This is a genomic window from Veronia pacifica (assembly GCF_001707825.1).
GTDB lineage: Bacteria > Pseudomonadota > Gammaproteobacteria > Enterobacterales > Vibrionaceae > Veronia > Veronia pacifica.
Map to the genome: position 1 here is coordinate 1 of NZ_LYBM01000061.1, position 21,057 is coordinate 21,057.

Below are 21,057 nucleotides of genomic sequence, written 5' to 3' on the forward strand. Positions count from 1 at the left end.
TTTGGCTTTCAAAGGCTCGCCCACTTTTTCATTCAGCATTAGTGGGTAGGCTTGCGCCGGGGAAAGTGAGAGGGTTTTATCCTCTGGGTGGTGCCATCGACCCTGCAAACGAAAAGGTGCCAGGATCGGATAATCCTGCCGCCCCGTTTCCGGTGCAGCATCAGGTTTTTGGGTTGCCATAGAAGTGTCCTGTGGAGGGTTAAAAAAACCGCCTGTCTGGGCGGTTGTTAGTGGGTAGGTTTAATCGGCCAGATAATATCGGCAGGGTTTGCAAACGTCTGCGTCAAGTCGCGCAGGGCTTGTCGATATTCCGCATAGGCGGTGCGTTGTTGGTCGGTCAGTGGTGCATCTGTCATTTGTGTCCAGTCGGTGTCTTTCAATAAATAGTTGCGTTTCTCTTTGGCATCATACCAATCAATATCGACCAAACCGCCCGGTGTGACTAAAAATGATTCATTCATTGTCTTATCCTTTCACGTATTACAGTTTGTCTTCTATGTAAATGAGTCGCTCATTGATTTTGTCATGCAGGTTGTACAATACTCCGTGTTTCTTTCCGTCCGGCCACACACCCGGAACAACCGACGGAAGAGCCAGAAAAAATTCATCTCCTACCTCAACACTATTATGAAAGTTAATATCAACATGAACATACGAGCCGGGTTTATTACTATCTAGCAGAGACCTTTTTTGTACCCATTCACCGTCGGTATCTGAGCCAAGCCAGCTTGCATGCCCTTTGGCATTCACTTTCGCGTAGCACAAGAATGTCGTTGCAGGATTGGCTTTAATATGTTGATCCGCGATATACATTGCCCATCCTTCAGCCTCACTGACTGTTTCATCCAATACAGTGATTTTTAGAATATGAAACAACCCCCCTGAAAAGTGACGTAAATTTTCCATACCGATTAATTCAACTAGCTCACGCGCCTCTGGGTGTCGGTTATCCGGGTCTTCTCCCGATAAGACAGGAATAAGTTCAAGATGGCATTTCTCGATCACGTCTCTTTTTATCCCCCACCACATCGGATATTTGTTGATAACGCCATGCTTGTTAGCTTCGGGGCTGGTTATGTATGCTGATAATCTATGGTTTCGATTCATTGCCATGAAACCCAGTTTGTTTGTAGCATCGTTTACTGCGTTTTGTGCGTGCTCGGTGATATGATTAACCTTGTCGTCAATCTCAGCCATCTTACCCACTACTTGGTCGGTCAGTGCTGTTGCACTGTCTACCACGTCAGCCAATTGTTGCTCAATACTCATCGGTCGTTCTCCATTTCAAGATCTCTCAGTCGAAACAGTATCTCCAACTGTCTCGCCATCGTTTTTAGGTTTGCGCGGGCGTTAGCAGTCAGAGCAGACAACACCGCCGTTTTGTCGTCGTTTAAGAGAGCCAATATCTTCTCTTCGCTTTCAGTTAAGCGGCTCGATATCTCCTCTTTATACCGTTGAAACAGCGACAGAATGTCCTCTCTGTCCTCTGCCAGCCGGGTAAACAATTGCTGAAATTTTATTTTCTGACCAAAGTCGGCGCTTTCGATGTGGCGCTCTATCCACGTTTTCAGGGTCTCCAGCGATACAGCCTGCTCGTTGAGACTTTTTGTAAGCTCACGACTTTTCTCATCCTGTGCGATATCTCTACTCATGGCTTTGAGAGCCGCATTCGTCAGCTTTGCGACCTCACCCGCCATCAGCAGGTTGATGTTGTCGTTACCCGCCTCAATGGTCACGCTGTCAGTGGGTAACGGCGAGATATCAAGGGTGAACTTTTCCAGCCAATTAGCATTGGCTGACTTGTACGCCAGTAAGGTATCAGGGGCGGAGTAAACACAAAGCAAGGTGCCGCTTGCGAGAAAAAAGCCAATCTCACGCACCTCAAACTCTCTGGTGCCTTTGAATACCGCCGCCATTCTCAGGCGGGTTGGGCTTATCTCTTCAAAGTCATCCACGGGTTCGCGCTGTTTTTCCGCTCTGAGGGCAGTCTGTCCTGCGCTGGGTGTGTAGCTTTCACTGCCTGCGGCAATCCATTTAATTGCCCCTTTCAGCCCTTGTTGCTTGGCGTTGATAAGCTCCGCCAAACCTGTTGAGGTAAATTGCACCACCCCATTATTTGTGCTCATAGTTTTGCTCCGGGTGAGAAGTCAGACACAAGCACACGCTGCGTTGCGCCATAAAAAGACAAGGTGCCACGGCAGGCGGAATCATCCGGCATCTCGCCTGTGGCAGTATGTTCCTGATCGATAAGTGGCCGACTGATCGCGCCCGACAGCATGAAACCTGTTTGTGTGTCGTGGGCAAGGGTTAAATCAATCGTGTCTCGCTCCGCTTTGGTCGCATCAAGTCGCTTTTGCACCCGCTCAGCCATCCGGCGATCAAACGGCCTTTCCTGTGAGACCTCCACTGCCAGTGAGTAAGATGCCTCGCCCGTTTGGTACCACGGCATCACCACTGCCTCACAGCCCAGTGCCTGAAGTCCTGCTTTGAGGCCGTGCCGGGTACCTGCCTTACTGTGAATTTCAAAGGCGTATTCTGTCGTTTTCCGGTGCTGATCCAATGAGTCGCCGGGTTGCCAGTCCAGCACCCCGCGCTCACTGGCAAGCAAGGCAACAAATGCGGCCTGTGTCTGCATAGGTTGTCTGAGGTCGGGATAAGGGCGCTCAGCCGTCTCAATCAGACGGTGCCAACCATATTCAAGGGCTTCCTCAAGAGTGCTGCGGTTTTCGGGTTGAATGGAGATAAAATCAGTCGGCGCTGACATGAATGATCACCTCCGTACAATGCGGGGCTTCATCCCATCCGCATTCAATATCAGCAGCAGGCTCCGTCAGGCTGACCCGCTTCGGGTCTAGCCCATAAAGCACCTCACCAATTTTCAGGCGGTCAACATGCCCACCGAGACGGTGCGCCCTATCCGCAAACTCTGTCGCCACTTTCTCTGCGGTTTCGGTTGTCACATGGTGAAGCGGGTCAGCCCCGGTGTAGAGCGTGGCAACAATGCGATAAGGTTTAATCACCGCAGATCGGGTGGTGAGCTGGTCGCTTTCCTGCGCAATATCGTCCCGGTTAAGGTAGTCACTCACCCGATTCAATAACGCATCACTGGCGGTGCCATCCCCCTCACGGCTGAGTATGGCGACGTCAACCTTGCCGGAGTGCGGCGTCAGCATACGCGCCTGCGCATCTTTGACACGCTGAGGGGCAAGCTCTTTGGGAAAGTCATAACGCACAATCAATGTGTCCGGCTCTGTGTGCATTGAAATTTTTGGGCGCTCACCAAGTGTCAAAGCGTGAAACTGATAGCCCTTGCGCGTCCCTGTGGTGTGAAACTGATAAGGTGCCAAATCAAAGCGCCTCAACAACTCTTGATCGGATTCCATCACCGCAGGCTTTGGGGGATAAACGCTGTCGTCAGCCGCCTCAAGCACCTGCCGTTTCAGGTTGTATTGCAGCGCCAGTAGATCCACCATGTCAGAGTCAGTGACAAACTTTCTAAACATCTGCATCGCTTGGTGGTTGTCTTCGCGCTTTTCGGCAATCCGCTTTAATATCAGGGCTTCAATCACCTGTGTCAGCAACTCACCCTCATTGCTCAGAGCCTCCGTGATCGCCCCGGCAAGCTCGGGCTTTTTCACCGTCACATACTCAATGACATGCTGGATATACTCCGCCAGTAAAGGCTCAAAGTCCGGGGTGTTGAATGCGTCGGGTGTGGTCATAGTGCCCCCGTTAAGGTCAGTGTGCGGCCTTGCCATATTCCATACACCGCCACCTCAAACCCTGTTTTGGTCGGGTTGGCTTGGCAGCGTGTGGCAGTGAATTCTGTCAGGCCATTAACAGGCAGAGACAACGCCTCCAAAGTCAGGTTCTGCACTATCATTGCCGTGGTGGGTGTCTGCCGCTTTCCCAGCAAACTCAGGGCGCGGTTGCCTACTTCCCGCCGCTTGGCGCGGCTGGTTGGTACCGTGGTTAATATCTTTTTGAATCGGCACAGCAGCGCCGCCTCACCGGTGACTGTGCGGCCTGATTCGGGGTCAATGGCTATCATTCGGCTTGCTTCTGGTTGGGTACCTCGGTTTTCACCAAGTTGGATTCGTTGTGGTCGTGACCATCAAAAATCTCGCGGTCAGCCTGCATTGAGCGGGTATAGTCGGTTATATCCCCGGTCGCCGTTATCGCGCCTGTCTGCCGGGTATCGCCCACAATGTTCAAACCGCCGGGATACTTGGCCGTTAGTGAGCCTTTCTCAAGGTCATACACCTCAGTCATGCCACCGCCGTAATCGGTCATCACCTCATTGGCCTTGGTGGTCGGTACCGGGTAGCGGTCAGAGGGCAAGCCCATCAGCGCCACCGCATTGTTGAGGTTGTCACCACTTCCCAGATTAACCAGCAGGCACTGCTCACCCTCTGAGGGGCGGCGGTAATGGCTGACCTTGCCCGAGCACATCACCAAGAAAGGCACCCCGGTAGCTTTGTTGTCGCCCGTTACCACATCAACGGTGGCGGCGGCGGGGTTTGTCACCACCCCAAGACGAATGCCATTTGCCGCTGCAAGGCGGTTGGCTTCCAGCTCTTCACGCACCGCAATCAGCTCATTTTCCAGTGACTCAATACGCTTGATCAGTGTGAATATCATGCAGTATGCCTCCGATGATTTGCCTGTCCGGGTCATCCAGTCCGCCCATACGGACAGTCTGTTTTACCGTCACCGTACGCAGGTAAAATCCCTGCTCCGGGACAAACTGCCGGGGCATGTTGCTCACAATCCGTAAGCTGTCTTGCTGCTTGCCGTCATTAAAGGTTTCAAGCAGCAGCTCACGCTCAATGCGAGTTGATAAATCCAGTGCCTCAAGCTCAAAGTCACCGGACAGGGGCACATACACCAAAAACCGCAGCTCAATCTCATGCTGTTTGCGGCCATCATTGGCAAAGCCTGTGGTGTCAACTTCCCCTGTGTGATAGCACACCTTGGCGCGGCTCAGGGTCTCGGCCTCGCGTTGGTAAACACTGTCTATCTGAATATTAAGGCGGCTTGCCAACGCACTCACCACAGCGTTTACATACTGGCTAGGCGCGGTATAGGGCGTGGAATTCACGAGAGAAATACTCCTGAAATTTGCGGTTAAGCTCTATCTGGTAGGTGCCTATGATGTCCTCCGCCTCACCCGCAATCTCAAGGGTAACAAGGCGGATAGATTTGCGGCTTTTCCCGGTGCGTCGCCACACCAAAAGCTCACTGCTGTTCATGGGAGAAATGAAGGCTTGCTTAAAAAACTGTTTGCCCACCGCCACCCCATCTTTGAGTTGCTTCGGAGCACCCAGACGATGAACGCCAATATCACGAATACCCACCCATAAACGGGCGCGGCTTCCACGTCGGTTGTACACACGAAAACGGGTGCGTAGGGCGGTTTTCTGGTCAATTTCCAGCGAATAACCCAGCTCCGCCATTGTCACTGCCCGAAACCATTCATTGGTGCGTTTAACGGCGCGGTGGGCGGCTTTGGCTATATCATCCGGCAGGGCATTCAGTTTGTTAAGAAAGTCGGTATCCACCCACATTTTAGAATTCAGACCACTCATTATGTTTGGCCTCAGCGTGTTGTTGCGGCTCATCAGGGGCATGGCTCATCACATACTCACGGATAAGCTGGCTTACATCATTGCCCCGCCCTTTTGCCATCGCCGAAAAACTCAGGCGGTATGGCGCATGTTTATGGGTCACCCAACTTCCGCAAGGTAATTCAGCATCCGTCAGAAAACGGTAAGCCTTTACCCCCTCACTTTCGGAAAAACGGACATAGCCGCTCACCTCTTTAGACGTGCCATCAGGGAGTGTCACTGTGAAAGGGTTGCCAAAATTGGCAACAATGGAAGCGCGGAGAAGTCCCCGCGCTGAGTCAAAAAGGCTACTCATGATCAGCCTGCCAGTTGAACGCCAGTGAGTAAGACACCGCCATCAACAAACACACCAATCGGCACCTTCACCTGACCGGATTCAGTCGGTTTGGTTTTAGTAAACTCACCGTCTTTGAAGTAAGCCGGTTCACCTCGAAAAGCGGGCTCATCTCCCGGCTTAAGTGGACCATCAAAAAGCCCGGTGTAACGTGCGGACACCACCGTTCCGCCAGGTACAGACAAGTGAGGTACCACAATCAGCGCACCGTATTTAATCGGCACATCCTTATCGACACCGCCCTCGGGCGCGACAATATCTATCTTTTTACCTTCTGCGATATGCATAGCGTTTACCTGTATTCAGAAACAGAAAAGGCGCCAACGCGCCTCTGAGTGATTGAGTTATTGAAGAGAGCTGAAATTAGGAGGCGTTAAATTCCGCCTTTGCCACACCTCGGCGATCGACCACTTTGGCGGTAATGTCATAGGTAATGCGGAATTTCGCGCCTTCGGTTGTCCAGCCGTCACTGGTTTCCAGCCAAGGGTCAGTCTGACCATCAAGGAAACCCATCACCACAGAGTCAAAGTCCTTACCCGTCAGCGCAATCGCACCATTCACGTCAGCCATACGGGCGGTTTCGATCACCTTGTCGAACTTCTTATAGGCAGGGTTGAAGGTATCTGGCTTACTGGCCGTGTTCAGCACCGCTTCCAAATAGCCCGCGTGGTCAGGGTTTGCTAACAGAAGCTCACCACGCAAATCAAGGGGGTCACCACCGGATGAAACCGTGGTCGCAAACGACTTATGCAGCGCCATGATCAACGCCTGATAGTCGTTCTTTGGAATGTTAGTGCGCAGGTTGCCCCACTTCTTTGCAGCCGGAGCGAGGAAAATGCCCTTCTCGTCCGCCATCTTTCCCGAGAAAATGGCATTGAAATACAGCTTGTCAGCAAGGCGGTAACCAGACTGCATGAACTTACGCGGCACTTTAGAGATCAACGCGATTTCGTCATTAATGATGGCCTGACGGGTAAAGCCAATCTCACGGCCAAAGGTCGCCAACTGAATCTTCTCGCCACTTCCGGTTAACAGCGCAGACTTATACTCACCATCTTCCGACACATTCATCAAATCCGGCGCATCGTTGATTGTCACCAGATCGGTTTCTTTAAAGTTGGGCAAGTTCTCCGTGTTCGCCAACTGACGAAACAAAGGCGCACGCAGTTTCTTCTCATCCACCATCACAGTGCGGATACTCTCGGTGATGATCTCCGCGAAGTCTCCAGAGTTAAACGCCCGCGCCACCAGCTCATTACGACTGCTGCATTTACTGGCTTCACCGCCAATGGCAATCTCAGCCATATCAAGCAGGGTTTTCAGCTTATACGGGTTATCACTCTCCAGTTCAGCAACATCGCAACGGGCCAGCAACGCATTCTGCAGGGAATCCTTGGTGATGTTTCCGTTGTCTGCACGAATGTGTGAATCGCTGATATTATCGGGAGTGCTTGACTCAGAGCCAGCCGCTGAATGGGCGCCAATTGCCGCCAGAATCTTCTGTGCCGCATCAGACTCAGAGCAGTTCACATCGTTCAGCATCTCATCGCGCAGCGTATCCTTCACCTTATGCTGTGCACACAAAGCTCGGATGGCAGACTGGCGACTATTTTCTTTCTTCGCCGCCTCAAGCAGCGCAGCATTATCAGTAGGTTTTGACATATTTTCAGTTACCTGTTGTGGCGGGTTAGTGTCCTTTGCTGATGCAGCTAAAGGAGGTGGTTCAATCGGGTCCGGTTCTCCTTCCGGCTCATCCGTATTTTCTTCGGGTACATCCGGTACCGGCTTAAGATGATTCATCAGTACAGCCGGAGGTTGCTTAAATGCCTTGAGCGCATCCTCTGAAGTGGCTTGCAGACAATTGGATAAGTCCACCGCATCCACCACCTTGTCGATCAGGCCAAACTCCAGCGCCTCTTGCGCGGTAAACCATGTCTCTTGGTGCATGGCTGCTAACACATCGTGTATCGGCTTGCCGCATCTCTCGGCGTATGCCTCTGCAATGGTTTGCTTTGAGTTTTTAAGCTGAGTCAAAGCGCTCTCAAGCTCACTCTCGCCGCCCCATGCTCCCATTGAAGGGTTATGGATCATCAGATAGGCATTCTCAGGCATCTGGATTTCATCGCAGGCCATAAGAAAGTAAGTGGCAATTGATGCCGCCAGACCATCCACAATGGCAACTGTTTTGCCCTTGTGCGCCCTGATCGCGTTATACATCGACAGCCCTTCATAGACTGAGCCGCCGTAGCTTTGCACACGAAATTCAGCATCCTGAGTGCCGACTGACTGCAACGCACGGATTAGGTCCATTGCCTCGATGTCATAGGCACCAATATCACCGTGAACCCAAACCTTTACTGGTTGTTCATCACCCTCATTTTTCAGGGTAAACCAGCGTTTATTCTTGCTTGGCATCTTCATCCCTCTTGTTGTTTTCCTTGTCGTGCTGAATGGACTCCACCACGTTGTGAGACGGGTCAGCCACACTCACAATGCCCATCTCTTTCATCGCCTCACGCTCGGCCTGAATTTCACGCCGCGTAGACAGCGGGTTAATGTTTCGTTCGCGTTGAGAATGACTCAGCGAATGCAGCCCCAAACGCGCCCCCAGTTGAACGCCTGTCATCTCTTTAGCCGGATCAATCCACGGCATCACAGGTGCCTGATAAATCGCATTCAACACAGAGCCTTTATCCACATCACGGGGCGGTTTGAGCTCACCGGACAACAACGCCATCTGAAGCGCCAGCCGATACTGAGGCCGGGTCCAGCCCGTAACGAACTTGCGCTGCAGCACCCGATAACGCCCAAACGAATCAATCAGCTCCTGACGCTGTGCCGAATAACTGCCGTCGTACAACCGTGTCACGCTGGAGCTGTTCACCATGCTGCCTGCTGACGCAAGCCGAAGCTGGCCCTCACGGAATGGATTACTCATTGCCTCGCGGCGGTTACTCTCGACCACGCCAGCATCTTCTCCGGGCGCCAACTCAAACGAGTTGCCATAACCAAGCGTGGTATCCACCTCATCGCCAGCACCGCGAAAACTGTCACCATCAGGAATGTTGGGGTCGCGTTTAATGAAGTAAGAAAAGCGGCTGGCTATCTGCGCACTGATCCGCTCGCTTTGGTCGTAATCTTCCATATCGGCAATCAGGTCCAGCACCGCATGCAGCATCGACACGCCGCGGTTCTGGTGAAAGCGCTTGGTAAATTTCAGGTGCGCCATAAACTGCGCATCGACCTCAGAAAACACAAAGCCGTGCCGGTCTTTCTGAATCAGATACTTCACCGCCTGACCAAAACGGTTTCGCTGAATCCCCTCCAGCAGATTGCGTTCTTCCTCTTCGATGTTGCGTGGAATGAAATCTGGCTCGAACGGCTGCACCGCAAACGGCGTTGCAGTTGGATAAGCAATCTCTGGATGGTTACCCATATAAAAACGGCCAAATACCTCACCATCACGCAGCCAGGTGCGACAGGCCAGATACTCGGTTTCAGCCCGGGTTAACTCACCATCGATATTCTGATGGAGCGAAAACTGCTCCAGCCACTTACTGATCGCCTGCGCAAACGCCGCATGCACCTCACCCTTTTTATCCAATGGCTGCGGCTCAATCATGATCCCGTTTGGCCCCACTACATTCACACACAGCTCATCAAAAATGGCCGTCACCAGCGGATTGTTCTCATCAAAATGCCGCGCCCGCTCCATTAAATGCTTGGCGTCGCGGTTGAGCTGGTTAGCACTGCCTGTCGATTTTTTGTTGAGTTTGCGGGTATTGGGGTTTCTGGGGAGAGCCGCCTGATAGCGGTTTAACAGCTGACGGTTTTGAGCTCGGCGCAACCCGGCTTCAGGGCTAAAATAACTCACCGCCCTGTCAATCAGGTTGAGTCTATTCAAGGTAATTTCTCCGAATCATCGACCGCCTGCCACCGTTGCGTTGACTAGCAAGCAATGCCTGCAACCGTTCAATTTCACGGCGTACCGTGGCAAGGCTGGCAAACGTCAGCTTTTCGCCCTCTGCCGTCTCAACCGACTGCTGCATCAAAATCTTCTTTTCCGCATTGAGGTACCACTGCAAACGCTCATGATCACTGGCTAACGTCATCCAAAAATCCCCTTAGAATGTCGGTATCGTGAGCGGCCTTTTCTCTCAAACACCAGCGCCTGATCCGCATCCACCACATTACTGTTAAACTGCCATTCCGCCGCCCATGCAGGCGGGTTCTGCCAGTTAATCTCATCACCGCCCTTGTAGTGCATACCCGCCTCTGCATAGGCACATAAATCAAACGACTCATTGCGCGCCCTTTCTGGCTTTTGCCAGTCCCCGTTCTCATCGACAAACTCAGCGGTTAATTCCTCAAACCACCAACGCTCTGCCCAGCTCGGTAACCAGAAAAAGCGCGATCCAAACTCAGCGCGGCCATAACTGGCGCACACACGGTTTTTCAGTCGGTTGGTATGAAGGATTAACAGCGGGATTTCACCGTGGGCATGTTTACTGCGTTTATCAGGGTGGCTCTCTTTGACCAGCGCCTCCTGCTGACGGCTTGCTCCTTTCACCAAACGGAAAAGATGGCTCAGCCCCTTGCCCTTCAAGCGGTTGTAAAACTGATAACTCAGTTCAGTCACTGACGTTGCTTTGTTGTTATGTACTGCTGCCGACCCGCCAGAATCGCAGAGCGTCAGCAGCGGTTTCATGACTCTACCGGAGCCGTCTGCAAGTGAATAGGCACGTTTAATGACCTGCTCAACCAGTAAATCCCAGTCTTCGGCATACACCGCCGGATTAATGCGGTCACCGTTTCGATTGGGGTTTTGCGTGATGTCAAAGCGGTCAATCACCCAGCGTTGCAGGCCCTCACCAAACACCTGAGCCTGAATGACGAAGCGGGCATTTTGCCCGCCCTGTACATCGACTGTCATGATCAGAAAACGTCCCCCGTCGGGAACATAGGCCCGCTGATACGGGTTCTCTTCTGCTCTCAGTTGTAGCTCATGGGCGCCGATATCCTGCGAGTGATTCTGGATGATATAAGAACGCCCCACATCGACGTTGAAAAACGACTTCAGGCGTTCCTCATCACCGCTGTTTTCATATAAATCATTAGCTGTGAGGAAGCGATAAACCAGATTCTCCCAGCCTTGATAAGTTGCGATAACACCCTCAAAGCAAAAGGTCGCCCACTTGGCCTGTCTGACCACAGACGGATCACTTACCTCAAGGCCAAACTCATCAATCGCGCCCTCGGGGAACCATCGCCCCGCAAGGTTCATCGCGCCCTTATCTGTTTCGTCTATTCGATGTGTGCAACGTGGACACTCACAATATGCGGTTGAGGCAGCGCGTTGAAAGTCGTCGCTTTCTTCCCACTTCAGCACCTCAAATTCAGGTCGGAACCACGCCTCACAGTCTGGGCATTGCCAGTAAAAGCGGCGGCGGTCGCCCTGATTAAATAACTGCATGATCCCAGAACAAGGCTGCGCCTCATGCGGGGCCAGCTCTTCTGGTTTTTTAGGATGACGCACCACCCTACCCGGCGAACTTTCAGCCATCGCCATACCTGAACTTTTGGCATTCTGGATACGCTTCAGCATTAGCTGAAATTTGTTCCCCTCTTCACCAACCGAATCATCAGAACGGTCATAGTCGGTGCAACCGGCATAGCGGTAGGTCGAGGCAGATAAACTGGTCTCAGTAGCCGAGTCCAGTTTCAGGATCATCCCGTTTTTAAACTGCTTACTGGTGATGTTGTCATCTGACTTCCGTCCGGTACGCAGCGCCTTAATCTTAGGCGTGGTGCTAAAGCAACGGTCCAAATCGACCTTACTCATATCCACCGCTTTGGTTTTGGTGGAGTAAATCAGCAGCATGTCACCGGGCGACTGGGTCACCGCATAGTTAATCCAGCCCTCCACCAACGCCTTGGTTTTCCCTGAACGGGCGGGGCCAACCACAATCACCGCCTCATAAATACGCCTTGCCAGCGCATCCATCGGCTCACGCATATAGGGCGTCATAGTGCTCAGAAACTTAGTGGTATCCATACCATCTGAGATCCACAAATCTTCGTCCGCCGCCTCCACGGGTGTTTTATCTGTCGGCGCGCACAAATACGCGAGGGAGCGACGAATATCAGCCGCATCTGCAAACTCAATGCCCAGTCGTTGGTCAAACGGATATTTCATGGCTGACCGCCTTCAAATCAAAATTGTAAAGCGCCTCAAGGCTTTCTAATTGCTCCCCAGTGGCGTTAGGTATGGCCGATTCAACACGGGTGATCGCCGTACTGGCGAACTTCTTGATGGCAGCAATGCAGGTGGCTATCTCGTTCTCGTAATCTTCCCGGGTGATAAGGTCTTTACAGTCTTCACCCAGCCCACGCTTCTCACGCTCGGCCTGAATATAGGCCCGCAACTCAGCGGCAGTTTTAAAGCCCATTAAATCGGGGGCGTCGGTTTCTTTGATAGGTCGTTGACACAAATGCGGTGCCACCTGAATCACATCATAAAGCGGTGTATTACTGCGGCCCGTTGCCACAGGCTCTATGCCCACGGCTTTAAGGCGTTTTCGAATTGTGGCGCGGTTTAACCCAAACGCCTCAAGTTCTGACAAGTTCCAGAGTCTTTTCTCATTCATTACTACCTCATAAAAACAAGCTGTCTCTCCAGCCGTCACGCCTTTACTCGCCCCCGGACTGACGTTTCCGGTTTGTGCCTGACAAGGCTGGCTGATACCTTTTTTGACGATCACACGCGCTTTGGGCAAAGGAGTACCCGTCATCGCTAACATGCATTACAGCGAGATACCCACGCGGGCTTACTACACATTGCGCTGACAAAGGGGCCAGCGACTTGGGAGGATAAAGCGGGCAGAACCAAAGAAAACGCCAGACGACTGGCCTGTTATGCGGGTTTATCTGCCCTGTTTGGTACCGTGCCAAAACGCCTCAGCGCCGCCTCAGCAATGCTCCCCATATGCGGGGCAGCAAAATAAAAACCCAAGATCAACATCACTGCGCCATTCATTTGATGAGCGGATTCGCTGATCACTCTGGCAGACGTTTCATAAGGGGTGGGCACGCGTGCCCATATAGAAATAACCGAAAGCAACATGCCAGCTAAATGCTGCAATACCCATACCCCGGTGATCACCAACGCAATTAACCGACGTGCCAGGTTCTGGCCCTGTGTTGCCTGCATCCATTGAATCACCATGGCTCGCGCTTCGGTTCGTTGTTTGGCAGCCTCGGTCGCTTTTTCTTCATCGGTATACACCAAAGCATCGAGGCCGCTTTTCACGCCTTCAACCATCGACTCAACCGCCTGACTGGTACCGAATATACGCCCCCAGATACTCATGCGGCACTCTCCCATTCGTTCAACATCTGCTGAACATCAAAACACGGGCAGGCTTTCAGCCAATCTTCATCGTCTACCACACCATCGCCGTTAATATCTGGGAACCAATCACGATGGCCGACGATGTTTTCACGGCGAATACCATACTGACCACACAGCTCAGTGATGAGCTCACGTAAGGCTGTGAACTGCTCCTGTGTGTAATTACATTCAGGCTTATGGTCTTTACCCAGCCCACCGACCAAGCAAATACCGACATTGTTTTTATTGTGTCCCTTTACGTGGGCGCCAGAACGAGTAAGCGGACGGCCCTTTTCAACCAGCCCACTTCGGCGAATGACAAAGTGATAGCCAATATCAGACCAACCTTTATCAAGATGCCAGTCACGAATGGCGCTCACACCCACATCTAATGCAGTAATAGTGGCGCTGCAGTGAACAGTAATACATTGAGGTTTCATCGCTTGGTCTCCAAATCTCGCACTCGTTGTTCAAGGCTCCGTAAATCTTGCTGGAAAACCTTATTGCGCTCTGACGACTCCGCCAGATCTGCCCGAAGGCTGATCAGCTCAGTCTGTAACTTGGCGACCGCGATTTGAGTGCTGTTAACGGTTGACCCTACCCAAAGCAGCACCGCTAAGATGACGCCCGAGGTAAGGCTGATAAACAACTTGGTTTGATTAAATTCAGATTGTGGTGTGATGGTTGCTGACATAAGGAAATCCAGATACAAGAAAGCCGCCCAAATAAGGCGGCTTAGCGGAATGAATATGGTAGAAACAAAAAAGCCCCACCGAAAAGGTGAGGCTCTGCAATATGGAAATATTGCATCATCTAGTGGTGAGTGTCAACACTCAGGCACAAGATGTTGAGATTAGTTTAAAGCGAGTTTTTTTATACTCACGTCAATCCTTCCCATATTTTCAAATTCATCACCAATAAGAAAGAAATCCAGTTTTCCCTGAGTAATAACAACCAGCGGTTTCCCAAACTCGACCGCTCTAATGACACGGTTTTGGTTCACATCAGAGAAAGCTACTCCAAGAGACTTAAAAATATTTCTATTTCGATTATGCGTTGCGTTGTTATTAACAAGCTTAATCTCGTATTTCCTTCCCGCCTCTATCAAGTAACTGAGCATCTGGCCTTGATTGGCACCTATTGTATGAGAGTCAGCATCAATAGTAAGTAATTTTGCTCGGCTCTTTGGCTCACCAGTGATCGTAAACTTTATATCTGTAATGAAAGTATCTTTACTTGATGTGAAAGGAGAGAAAGCGATTTTACCCTCACGGATGAAACTTTTCTCAAAGCCCGTATCAACATAACAATTCTTAAAACCAGATTTTCCTCCGCTCATGTAGGAACCTGATGTCATCTGATATAAGTTAATATCACGTCGTCCATCACTCAGCATTTTGTAACCAAAAAGCACAAACGTGGCAGATAGAAACTCTCTCTTGTCTTCTTTATAAAGATCAGCTTCAACACAAACTTTATCAATTGATTCAAAGCGTTCAGATACATCAATATAGCCATCTGCAAACTCTGCAAGATATCCTTTTGTATAGTTTTTCATATCAAAACCTTTGGAGAATCCCTTATCAGAGGTATTCACAGGATAATCTTGTTTCAGAGTTGCTTTCAGAGTAATAGTTTTTTGAGCAGCAAAAACAACGCTACTTTTTAAAATAATAAAAACAAAAAGTAATAAAAAAGTGCGCATATTAAATTTCAGCCTCAGCTTTATGTTTCTTATTACTATCTTCTGATAGCATTTTTACTCCATCTAAAAAAGAGGAAGCAAGTCTTTCAATTTCAGGATCAGCCTTATGACTATTTAAAAGAAAGTTCTTTCTCTTTTTTATCTTATTTTTAACTCTGATAAAATCAAAAATACTTATGGACCTTGCAACTTTTTTCACATCATCTTCTAAGCTTTCAATTGCTTTGACATCAAATATACTCTCAACTAACCTTCTTAATTTCCTTTCATTTTCTTCTTGAGAAGTATTATTCCCTAAAAACTTTGAGAACATAGAGTTAACATCATCACTTATTTTTGAGATTAATACACTATGACTTATCTCATAAGCAAGTATAGGATTATCTTCTGAAGTAAGTATGATAGCTTCTTTAAATTTATTTTGATAATCTTCCAAATCTTCCTGACTGATTCCTTTCATTTTTTCAAGCAAGACTGGCTCAAAAGTATCATACATAATATTAATATCGTCTTCAGATAATTTTAAATCTGGAATTTTATTTTCTATTTTTTTAAACAAATAAATGAATTCTGGTCTAAAATCCTTTTTATAATTAACAGACAAACGATGCCAAACCTCTAACATCAAATACAATGCTCTTTTTTGTTTCTTCTTACTTTCTGTTCGAGCACGATATGAATAACCAATACAAGCAGATATTGGAGCAATAATAGCAATCAGTAATTTTGTATCTAAATTTGAAAAATCAAATATCATTTTTCTCACTTAATTTTATTCGTTATCTTGGAGCATTCATCAAAAACGCTCTTAAATACCATTAATGTGGGCAATATCTTAAGCATCACACAAGGCCATTACAACCATATAAATTTAATATATACAGAGACATATCTAAATTTAACACTGAAAATACACTTAGGTAACCTTAGTGATAATTGCCTACAATTCCATATTATTTCGTATAGCCCTCTCCCTCACCAAAAAGGACTCACAATGAAAACGTATCTCGCTTTAGGAATAGCAGCACTGGTTACCCTGCCCGTATTGGCAGATGAAACCCTCTACCCTGCTGGGTATTACGCGGAAGCGGAGGGGCTGAGTGGGCAAGCGTTAAAGAAGGTGCTGGGAGAGATTGCGGCGCGGGGGCATAAGCGGCTGACGTACAAGCAAGTGTGGGCGGCGCTGAAGGATACCAACGAAGACCCGGCTAATCCTGATAACATTATTCTCTATTACAGTGGTCGCTCCCAGGCGAAAAGCTTTAATGCCTCAACCACCAATGACCGTGATGCGTGGAACCGAGAGCATGTGTGGCCGAAGTCGTTTGGTTTTAAGCGCAAAAACCAGTGGGGATATACCGATATCCATGCCATACAGCCGACGGATGCGCAGATTAACTCTCTACGCTCTAACAAAGATTTTGATAATGGTGGCACCCCACTCTCTAAATCGCCACAAAACAAAACCGACAGAGACAGCTTTGAGCCGCGCGATGCGGTGAAAGGCGATACCGCCCGCGCCATTTTCTATATGGCGATTCGCTATGAAGGGAACGATGGCAATATGCCTGATCTCTATCTGGTGAATGATACTTCCAGCAAATCAGGTAAAACCAAGATAGGTAAGCTCTGCTCCTTACTTGCGTGGCATGCTGCTGACCCAGTGGATGACTGGGAACGACAGCGACATGAAAAAGCGGTGAAGTGGCAGGGGAATCGGAATCCGTTTATTGATAATCCTGAATGGGGAGGCGATGTTTTCAACAATGAGTGCAAACCCTCGCACCAAAGCTAACCAAATAAAGCAAAAAAAGAAAATAGATAGTTATCTATTAATTGCCAGCTCGCCAGAGCTGGCAATCTAGTGAGACTTACTTAACCAACCCTATGAAATATTCAACATTACATATTACAAATACAAAAAAGCCGATGATGATAGAGAGAGCGAAAGCAAATATTGACTCATGCCATAGCCAGAAATTGCGTTTCTTAGGCATTTCTCTCTTATAGCTACCGTCAACTTGGTCTAAGATTTTGACTTCATCTTTTCGGTAGTCGAACCAAGAGCAAGCAATTGATGCTGTCATTAATAGAATAACTGAACTCACAAAAATGGTTAAGATAGACGTTAGCTCAAGCATGAGTGTCAGTGAGTCTAAGCTAATAATCTCTGGCTTATTTTTATAGATAGAGGCGCTAGAAAAGAATATTCCCATAATCGCAGTTATTACTTTGAGATAAAAGTCCATATTTTTATGAAGCAATGAATCTAAATACTTTTGCTTTTCAATAATAAATTTGTACCTCTCAAGTACGATTTCCTTTGTCACTTGTACTTTAGTTTCTTCTTCGAACATTTTTTATACCAAATATCTAGAATGCAATATGATGAATGTAATAGCTACTCTATCAAATTTTTATGATTTTGGTATTCGTTTAATTATTTGAAGCGTGCCGCAAAAGGAATACATATTATTTTTTAATATTTACTTTACAATTTATCCATGAAAAACAAATAAATACCACCTGGTTACACTCTAGTCACATTGATAACTTTTTAATTAAAAATATTATGGTGAATTTTAGATTGGTAACTTCGTTTATAACTTATACCCACATACCTATTTTGATACACTCACACTTATAAGAACACACTACTGATTTAATAAATTAGGACTTTAGAAAGTAAAATGTCGAGTTATGAAAAAACAACATTGTGGCAATCATCACTGAGCCAACAATTAGAATATGATGAACACGCAAAAGAGCGAGAAATATTTAGAGCCAACTTTGAAAAGTTTCATAACAACGCTGCGTTACTTGCACAAGAAATTATTCGAGATCTCCCCGACTATACTGTCCACGACATAACTCATATTGATGCATTATGGGAAATGGCATCTCTTATCTGTGGAGATGACTATAAGTTAAACCCAGCGGAAGCCTTTGTTCTTGGCGGAGCATTTTTAATTCATGACCTAGGTATGGGCCTTGCCGCTTATCCAGAGGGCGTCAGTGAGCTGAAGAGTACGCTACTTTGGAAGGATACATACGCGCATCTGGAGAGGAAAAAGCCAGAACTAAGCAGTGATGCACTAGAAAAAGAAGTCATTGAAACTGTTCTTCGTGAATTGCATGCCAAACACGCTGAAAAGTTGGCGCTTATATCTTGGGGTGACAACAACGAATTCAAGTTGATCGATGATCCTGAACTTCGTGAAGCCTATGGACATATCATTGGTAAGATCGCTCATAGCCATTGGTGGAATGCTGAAGAGTTAGTTGAAAACTTCCCTCAGCGACTGGGCGCATTTGGTGGTATGCCGAATGAGTGGGGTATAGACACTATCAAGTTGGCATGTATTTTACGCGTATCTGATGCTTCACATATTGATAGTAGAAGAGCTCCTGCAAGATTAAGGGCACTTAGAAACCCCAATGATTTTGCAAGTATGCACTGGCTATTCCAACAACGCTTATATCAGCCAAGACTTGAGACTGAACGACTGGTTTACACCTCCAAAGCATCATTTTCGGTCGATGAGTCTCAGAGTTGGTGGCTTTGTTTTGAAACAATCAAAATGATTGATAACGAGCTGAGGCTTGTTGATTCAATTCTTGCCGACAACAATAAACAAAGACTCAAAGCAAGAGGTGTTGCCGGGGCAAATAATATCAACACTTTAATTCGTTTAGTAGGTACAGCGGGTTGGCATCCCATAGATGCAAGCGTTCAGGTTGGTGACGTTGCAAAACTTGTGAAAAACCTTGGTGGTGAGCAACTATACGGAGATAACAGTCAAGTTCCATTGAGAGAACTGATTCAGAATGCATGTGATGCAGTCAGGGCAAGGCGTTTCATGGAAGATGAAGATGAGGACTGGGGGAGAGTTACAGTAACTGCAGGTGAAGATGACTCTGGATTATTTATTGAAGTCGAAGATACCGGTATTGGTATGAGCATAGATGTTCTCTGTGGTCCATTTCTCGACTTTGGAAATTCATTCTGGGGAACACCCTTAATGCATAAGGAACTCCCGGGTCTAGAGAGTAAAGGGTTTTCATCAACTGGTAGATATGGTGTAGGCTTTTTCTCCTGTTTTATGTGGGGAAATAAAGTTAGGGTCACTACACGTAGATTCGAAGACGCTAGGCAAAATAGTAAAGTCTTAGAATTTGATGGTGGTTTGGTAAATAGGCCGATACTGAGAGATGCCAATAATTATGAATATATTAAAGAAGGAGGAACACGAGTTCGCGTTTATCTTTCCGATGAGATAAATATTAAAGAAATAACCACTATATATAATTATAGCATGAAAAGAAGCTCAGATTTGAGCACAATTGTCACTCATCTGTGTCCGACTGTAGATGTTGACATTTATGTCCGAGATCTAACCGAAAGTAAGCCAAAAAGAATAATAAAAGCTAATGATTGGAAAACACTCAGCGATAGAAGTTTTATCCAAAGAGTTCTTTCAATTAATGATGAAGAGATAAATGAAAAATTATCTACACTAATTGAACTCACCTCACATATAGATAATATTTATCTTGGTGACAAAATTATAGGCCGTGGTTTTTTATACCCAATATATCAATATATAGAAGGTTTAAATCTGTCTGGTGTAGTTACTCTTGGTGGGTTTAGAGCGACAAATATTAGTCAATTTATTGGATTCTTAAATGGTTATTCCTCGCGAGCATCTAGAGATAATGCTGTGCCATTAGCTCAATTTGAGCATATTTCAAATTGGATAGAAAAACAGGAAGAATATATAAACTCTTATTATAAAGACAGTAAGCATGTACAATCTACTGAAACTCAATTAGCGATCTCTAATACTTTCCTTAGCTATGCTTATAATCCAAAAAATTTGGTAGTGGCTGCTGATAATAATGGTCCTATGAAAATAGAAGAACTAAAAGAAAAAATCAGAAGCAATAAAAAAATAATATTAGTAGAGAGGCATTATATAATTGGTCCATATGGAATATCACAAAATGATATCTGCATTAATGATAATGTCATTTGGACTGATAGTCAATTTAGCTATCCTTTAGCTTCTCTCCTTAATATCGGTACTAAAATAAGAGAATGGCCATATGAAGAGAATTCCAATAGAAAAAATAAAACTTTATTTTCGATCGTTTTACAGGAAATATTAACTTATTTAGGTATTAACCATGATAACTTTTCACTCAAAGAAAATGAAAAAAACGTTTTAATAGGAGAAGTAAATGGAAAAGATTTTTTTTGTGAGGGGTTTGAGTTTAGCTTAGATTGATTATTTCTTAGCAGGCCACAAGGCCTGCTCTCCCATTTCTACCCCAACCTTCTCTGCATATTCGCGCTCGTCAACTCCAGTATCCTTTCATTCGTCACCTTCGACAGTTCCACCAACTCTTGCAGGCTCATGTATCCCGGTTCGGTGATGTATTGCAGGAGTTTGGTGTTACTGGTGATGAATTCATCGTCTTGTAGCGGGATGGAACTTGTGAGGTTGCCGTTTTCCCACACCACTAACATTCGCTCTCGTTTGAATGGTTGTGGTGTGTTACGGCGTAACTGTTGTTCCATTTGGTTAAAGGCGTTGATGTAGGCCTCTTTTATCAGCGCTGCTTTCTTGCCAGTGAATCCCATCACTAGAAAGACAAATCCATCCTTGGTCATTTCCCAAGATCTGTAGGTGTTTCCTTTGTGCTCATAACTAACCAGCGAAAAGTTGCTGGTTCGAAACTCATCGGAACATTCAAGTGATTCGATTTTTTGGCAGACATGCTGATGCTGCTTGGAGAATACTGCGGCAACAGTTTTAGATGTGGTCGTGATTTGACCGTTTGAATTTTCTACTGCATTGGATGGAACAAGGTTTACCGTGGCCATAATGACCTCCTATGCCGATATATTATCGCCACACGGGGGTCTCAATCACCGGGTGCGAACTGGACAAGGTTGAGACTACCGCGACATAGGAAGCGGCCCACCGAAGCGGCCTCG

General features: G+C 47.4%; 26 protein-coding genes. 2 read left to right on the forward strand and 24 right to left on the reverse strand.

What is annotated here, in order from left to right; genetic code table 11:
• The 22 genes from A8L45_RS21355 to A8L45_RS21460 form a co-directional block, all read right to left on the reverse strand.
• Positions 1-180, reverse strand: a 180-nt coding sequence (locus tag A8L45_RS21355; protein WP_068905385.1) for a hypothetical protein, incomplete at its 3' end; no start/stop codon positions are given.
• A 47-nt stretch (positions 181-227) separates the two neighbouring features.
• Positions 228-461 (reverse strand): tail fiber assembly protein, encoded by a 234-nt coding sequence (locus A8L45_RS21360; RefSeq protein ID WP_068905386.1) that lies wholly within the window; start codon positions 459-461, stop codon positions 228-230.
• Between the two features lie 19 nt (positions 462-480).
• The gene (locus A8L45_RS21365) at positions 481-1,269 is read right to left on the reverse strand and encodes a hypothetical protein (protein WP_068905387.1); all 789 of its coding nucleotides are present in this window, start codon (positions 1,267-1,269) and stop codon (positions 481-483) included.
• Positions 1,266-2,126, reverse strand: a complete 861-nt coding sequence (locus A8L45_RS24265) for a phage tail-collar fiber domain-containing protein (RefSeq protein ID WP_068905388.1) — start codon at positions 2,124-2,126, stop codon at positions 1,266-1,268. The genes A8L45_RS21365 and A8L45_RS24265 overlap by 4 nt, the downstream gene beginning before the upstream one ends.
• A complete protein-coding gene (locus A8L45_RS21375) occupies positions 2,123-2,764 on the reverse strand; it encodes a phage tail protein I (protein WP_068905389.1) in 642 nt (213 codons plus the stop codon). Before A8L45_RS21375 ends, A8L45_RS24265 begins: the two co-directional genes overlap by 4 nt.
• Positions 2,748-3,722 (reverse strand): baseplate J/gp47 family protein, encoded by a 975-nt coding sequence (locus A8L45_RS21380; RefSeq protein ID WP_068905390.1) that lies wholly within the window; start codon positions 3,720-3,722, stop codon positions 2,748-2,750. Before A8L45_RS21380 ends, A8L45_RS21375 begins: the two co-directional genes overlap by 17 nt.
• Entirely contained in the window at positions 3,719-4,051 is a 333-nt protein-coding gene (locus A8L45_RS21385) for a phage baseplate protein (protein WP_068905391.1), read from the reverse strand. Before A8L45_RS21385 ends, A8L45_RS21380 begins: the two co-directional genes overlap by 4 nt.
• A complete protein-coding gene (locus A8L45_RS21390) occupies positions 4,048-4,641 on the reverse strand; it encodes a phage baseplate assembly protein V (RefSeq protein WP_083228470.1) in 594 nt (197 codons plus the stop codon). The genes A8L45_RS21385 and A8L45_RS21390 overlap by 4 nt, the downstream gene beginning before the upstream one ends.
• The gene (locus tag A8L45_RS21395; RefSeq protein ID WP_139122446.1) at positions 4,613-5,101 is read right to left on the reverse strand and encodes a hypothetical protein; all 489 of its coding nucleotides are present in this window, start codon (positions 5,099-5,101) and stop codon (positions 4,613-4,615) included. The genes A8L45_RS21390 and A8L45_RS21395 overlap by 29 nt, the downstream gene beginning before the upstream one ends.
• A complete protein-coding gene (locus A8L45_RS21400; RefSeq protein ID WP_068905393.1) occupies positions 5,073-5,588 on the reverse strand; it encodes a phage tail protein in 516 nt (171 codons plus the stop codon). The genes A8L45_RS21395 and A8L45_RS21400 overlap by 29 nt, the downstream gene beginning before the upstream one ends.
• Complete coding sequence (locus A8L45_RS21405) at positions 5,569-5,922, reverse strand: hypothetical protein (RefSeq protein WP_068905394.1); 354 nt, start codon at positions 5,920-5,922, stop codon at positions 5,569-5,571. The genes A8L45_RS21400 and A8L45_RS21405 overlap by 20 nt, the downstream gene beginning before the upstream one ends.
• Before the next feature lie 2 nt (positions 5,923-5,924).
• The gene (locus A8L45_RS21410) at positions 5,925-6,248 is read right to left on the reverse strand and encodes a capsid cement protein (protein WP_068905395.1); all 324 of its coding nucleotides are present in this window, start codon (positions 6,246-6,248) and stop codon (positions 5,925-5,927) included.
• A gap of 76 nt (positions 6,249-6,324) precedes the next feature.
• Positions 6,325-8,376 (reverse strand): ClpP-like prohead protease/major capsid protein fusion protein, encoded by a 2,052-nt coding sequence (locus A8L45_RS21415; protein WP_068905417.1) that lies wholly within the window; start codon positions 8,374-8,376, stop codon positions 6,325-6,327.
• Entirely contained in the window at positions 8,360-9,865 is a 1,506-nt protein-coding gene (locus A8L45_RS21420; RefSeq protein WP_083228472.1) for a phage portal protein, read from the reverse strand. Before A8L45_RS21420 ends, A8L45_RS21415 begins: the two co-directional genes overlap by 17 nt.
• Positions 9,858-10,073, reverse strand: coding sequence for a DUF6148 family protein (locus A8L45_RS21425; RefSeq protein ID WP_068905396.1), 216 nt, complete (start codon positions 10,071-10,073; stop codon positions 9,858-9,860). Before A8L45_RS21425 ends, A8L45_RS21420 begins: the two co-directional genes overlap by 8 nt.
• A complete protein-coding gene (locus tag A8L45_RS21430; protein ID WP_068905397.1) occupies positions 10,070-12,157 on the reverse strand; it encodes a terminase gpA endonuclease subunit in 2,088 nt (695 codons plus the stop codon). Before A8L45_RS21430 ends, A8L45_RS21425 begins: the two co-directional genes overlap by 4 nt.
• Positions 12,141-12,761: a DUF1441 family protein gene (locus A8L45_RS21435; protein WP_245680791.1), complete on the reverse strand. Its 621-nt coding sequence runs from the start codon at positions 12,759-12,761 to the stop codon at positions 12,141-12,143. The genes A8L45_RS21430 and A8L45_RS21435 overlap by 17 nt, the downstream gene beginning before the upstream one ends.
• Before the next feature lie 113 nt (positions 12,762-12,874).
• A complete protein-coding gene (locus tag A8L45_RS21440) occupies positions 12,875-13,330 on the reverse strand; it encodes a hypothetical protein (RefSeq protein WP_068905398.1) in 456 nt (151 codons plus the stop codon).
• The gene (locus A8L45_RS21445; RefSeq protein ID WP_068905399.1) at positions 13,327-13,791 is read right to left on the reverse strand and encodes an N-acetylmuramoyl-L-alanine amidase; all 465 of its coding nucleotides are present in this window, start codon (positions 13,789-13,791) and stop codon (positions 13,327-13,329) included. Before A8L45_RS21445 ends, A8L45_RS21440 begins: the two co-directional genes overlap by 4 nt.
• Entirely contained in the window at positions 13,788-14,045 is a 258-nt protein-coding gene (locus tag A8L45_RS21450; RefSeq protein WP_068905400.1) for a hypothetical protein, read from the reverse strand. The genes A8L45_RS21445 and A8L45_RS21450 overlap by 4 nt, the downstream gene beginning before the upstream one ends.
• A 159-nt stretch (positions 14,046-14,204) precedes the next feature.
• A complete protein-coding gene (locus tag A8L45_RS21455) occupies positions 14,205-15,056 on the reverse strand; it encodes a hypothetical protein (RefSeq protein ID WP_068905401.1) in 852 nt (283 codons plus the stop codon).
• Position 15,057: 1 nt separating this feature from the next.
• Entirely contained in the window at positions 15,058-15,822 is a 765-nt protein-coding gene (locus A8L45_RS21460) for a hypothetical protein (protein WP_217492201.1), read from the reverse strand.
• 228 nt (positions 15,823-16,050) lie between these two features.
• Here A8L45_RS21460 and A8L45_RS21465 point away from each other — a divergent pair, with 228 nt between their 5' ends.
• Positions 16,051-16,851 (forward strand): endonuclease I family protein, encoded by an 801-nt coding sequence (locus tag A8L45_RS21465; protein WP_068905403.1) that lies wholly within the window; start codon positions 16,051-16,053, stop codon positions 16,849-16,851.
• Between the two features lie 76 nt (positions 16,852-16,927).
• On the opposite strand, the gene A8L45_RS21470 is transcribed toward A8L45_RS21465, so the two are convergent.
• Entirely contained in the window at positions 16,928-17,413 is a 486-nt protein-coding gene (locus A8L45_RS21470) for a hypothetical protein (protein WP_068905404.1), read from the reverse strand.
• Positions 17,414-17,746: 333 nt separating this feature from the next.
• Here A8L45_RS21470 and A8L45_RS21475 point away from each other — a divergent pair, with 333 nt between their 5' ends.
• On the forward strand, positions 17,747-20,344 hold the full coding sequence (locus A8L45_RS21475) for an HD domain-containing protein (protein ID WP_068905405.1): 2,598 nt from the start codon (positions 17,747-17,749) through the stop codon (positions 20,342-20,344).
• 38 nt (positions 20,345-20,382) lie between these two features.
• On the opposite strand, the gene A8L45_RS21480 is transcribed toward A8L45_RS21475, so the two are convergent.
• Complete coding sequence (locus A8L45_RS21480; RefSeq protein WP_068905406.1) at positions 20,383-20,943, reverse strand: Rha family transcriptional regulator; 561 nt, start codon at positions 20,941-20,943, stop codon at positions 20,383-20,385.
• Between the last annotated feature and the right edge of the window lie 114 nt (positions 20,944-21,057).

Coding starts and splice junctions, on each gene's coding strand:
- A8L45_RS21360 (WP_068905386.1), bottom strand. CDS start 461: ATGAATGAATCATTTTTAGTCACACCGGGCGGTTTGGTCGATATTGAT.
- A8L45_RS21365 (WP_068905387.1), bottom strand. CDS start 1,269: ATGAGTATTGAGCAACAATTGGCTGACGTGGTAGACAGTGCAACAGCA.
- A8L45_RS24265 (WP_068905388.1), bottom strand. CDS start 2,126: ATGAGCACAAATAATGGGGTGGTGCAATTTACCTCAACAGGTTTGGCG.
- A8L45_RS21375 (WP_068905389.1), bottom strand. CDS start 2,764: ATGTCAGCGCCGACTGATTTTATCTCCATTCAACCCGAAAACCGCAGC.
- A8L45_RS21380 (WP_068905390.1), bottom strand. CDS start 3,722: ATGACCACACCCGACGCATTCAACACCCCGGACTTTGAGCCTTTACTG.
- A8L45_RS21385 (WP_068905391.1), bottom strand. CDS start 4,051: ATGATAGCCATTGACCCCGAATCAGGCCGCACAGTCACCGGTGAGGCG.
- A8L45_RS21390 (WP_083228470.1), bottom strand. CDS start 4,641: ATGATATTCACACTGATCAAGCGTATTGAGTCACTGGAAAATGAGCTG.
- A8L45_RS21400 (WP_068905393.1), bottom strand. CDS start 5,588: ATGAGTGGTCTGAATTCTAAAATGTGGGTGGATACCGACTTTCTTAAC.
- A8L45_RS21405 (WP_068905394.1), bottom strand. CDS start 5,922: ATGAGTAGCCTTTTTGACTCAGCGCGGGGACTTCTCCGCGCTTCCATT.
- A8L45_RS21410 (WP_068905395.1), bottom strand. CDS start 6,248: ATGCATATCGCAGAAGGTAAAAAGATAGATATTGTCGCGCCCGAGGGC.
- A8L45_RS21415 (WP_068905417.1), bottom strand. CDS start 8,376: ATGCCAAGCAAGAATAAACGCTGGTTTACCCTGAAAAATGAGGGTGAT.
- A8L45_RS21425 (WP_068905396.1), bottom strand. CDS start 10,073: ATGACGTTAGCCAGTGATCATGAGCGTTTGCAGTGGTACCTCAATGCG.
- A8L45_RS21430 (WP_068905397.1), bottom strand. CDS start 12,157: ATGAAATATCCGTTTGACCAACGACTGGGCATTGAGTTTGCAGATGCG.
- A8L45_RS21435 (WP_245680791.1), bottom strand. CDS start 12,761: ATGTTAGCGATGACGGGTACTCCTTTGCCCAAAGCGCGTGTGATCGTC.
- A8L45_RS21440 (WP_068905398.1), bottom strand. CDS start 13,330: ATGAGTATCTGGGGGCGTATATTCGGTACCAGTCAGGCGGTTGAGTCG.
- A8L45_RS21445 (WP_068905399.1), bottom strand. CDS start 13,791: ATGAAACCTCAATGTATTACTGTTCACTGCAGCGCCACTATTACTGCA.
- A8L45_RS21450 (WP_068905400.1), bottom strand. CDS start 14,045: ATGTCAGCAACCATCACACCACAATCTGAATTTAATCAAACCAAGTTG.
- A8L45_RS21455 (WP_068905401.1), bottom strand. CDS start 15,056: ATGCGCACTTTTTTATTACTTTTTGTTTTTATTATTTTAAAAAGTAGC.
- A8L45_RS21465 (WP_068905403.1), top strand. CDS start 16,051: ATGAAAACGTATCTCGCTTTAGGAATAGCAGCACTGGTTACCCTGCCC.
- A8L45_RS21470 (WP_068905404.1), bottom strand. CDS start 17,413: ATGTTCGAAGAAGAAACTAAAGTACAAGTGACAAAGGAAATCGTACTT.
- A8L45_RS21475 (WP_068905405.1), top strand. CDS start 17,747: ATGTCGAGTTATGAAAAAACAACATTGTGGCAATCATCACTGAGCCAA.
- A8L45_RS21480 (WP_068905406.1), bottom strand. CDS start 20,943: ATGGCCACGGTAAACCTTGTTCCATCCAATGCAGTAGAAAATTCAAAC.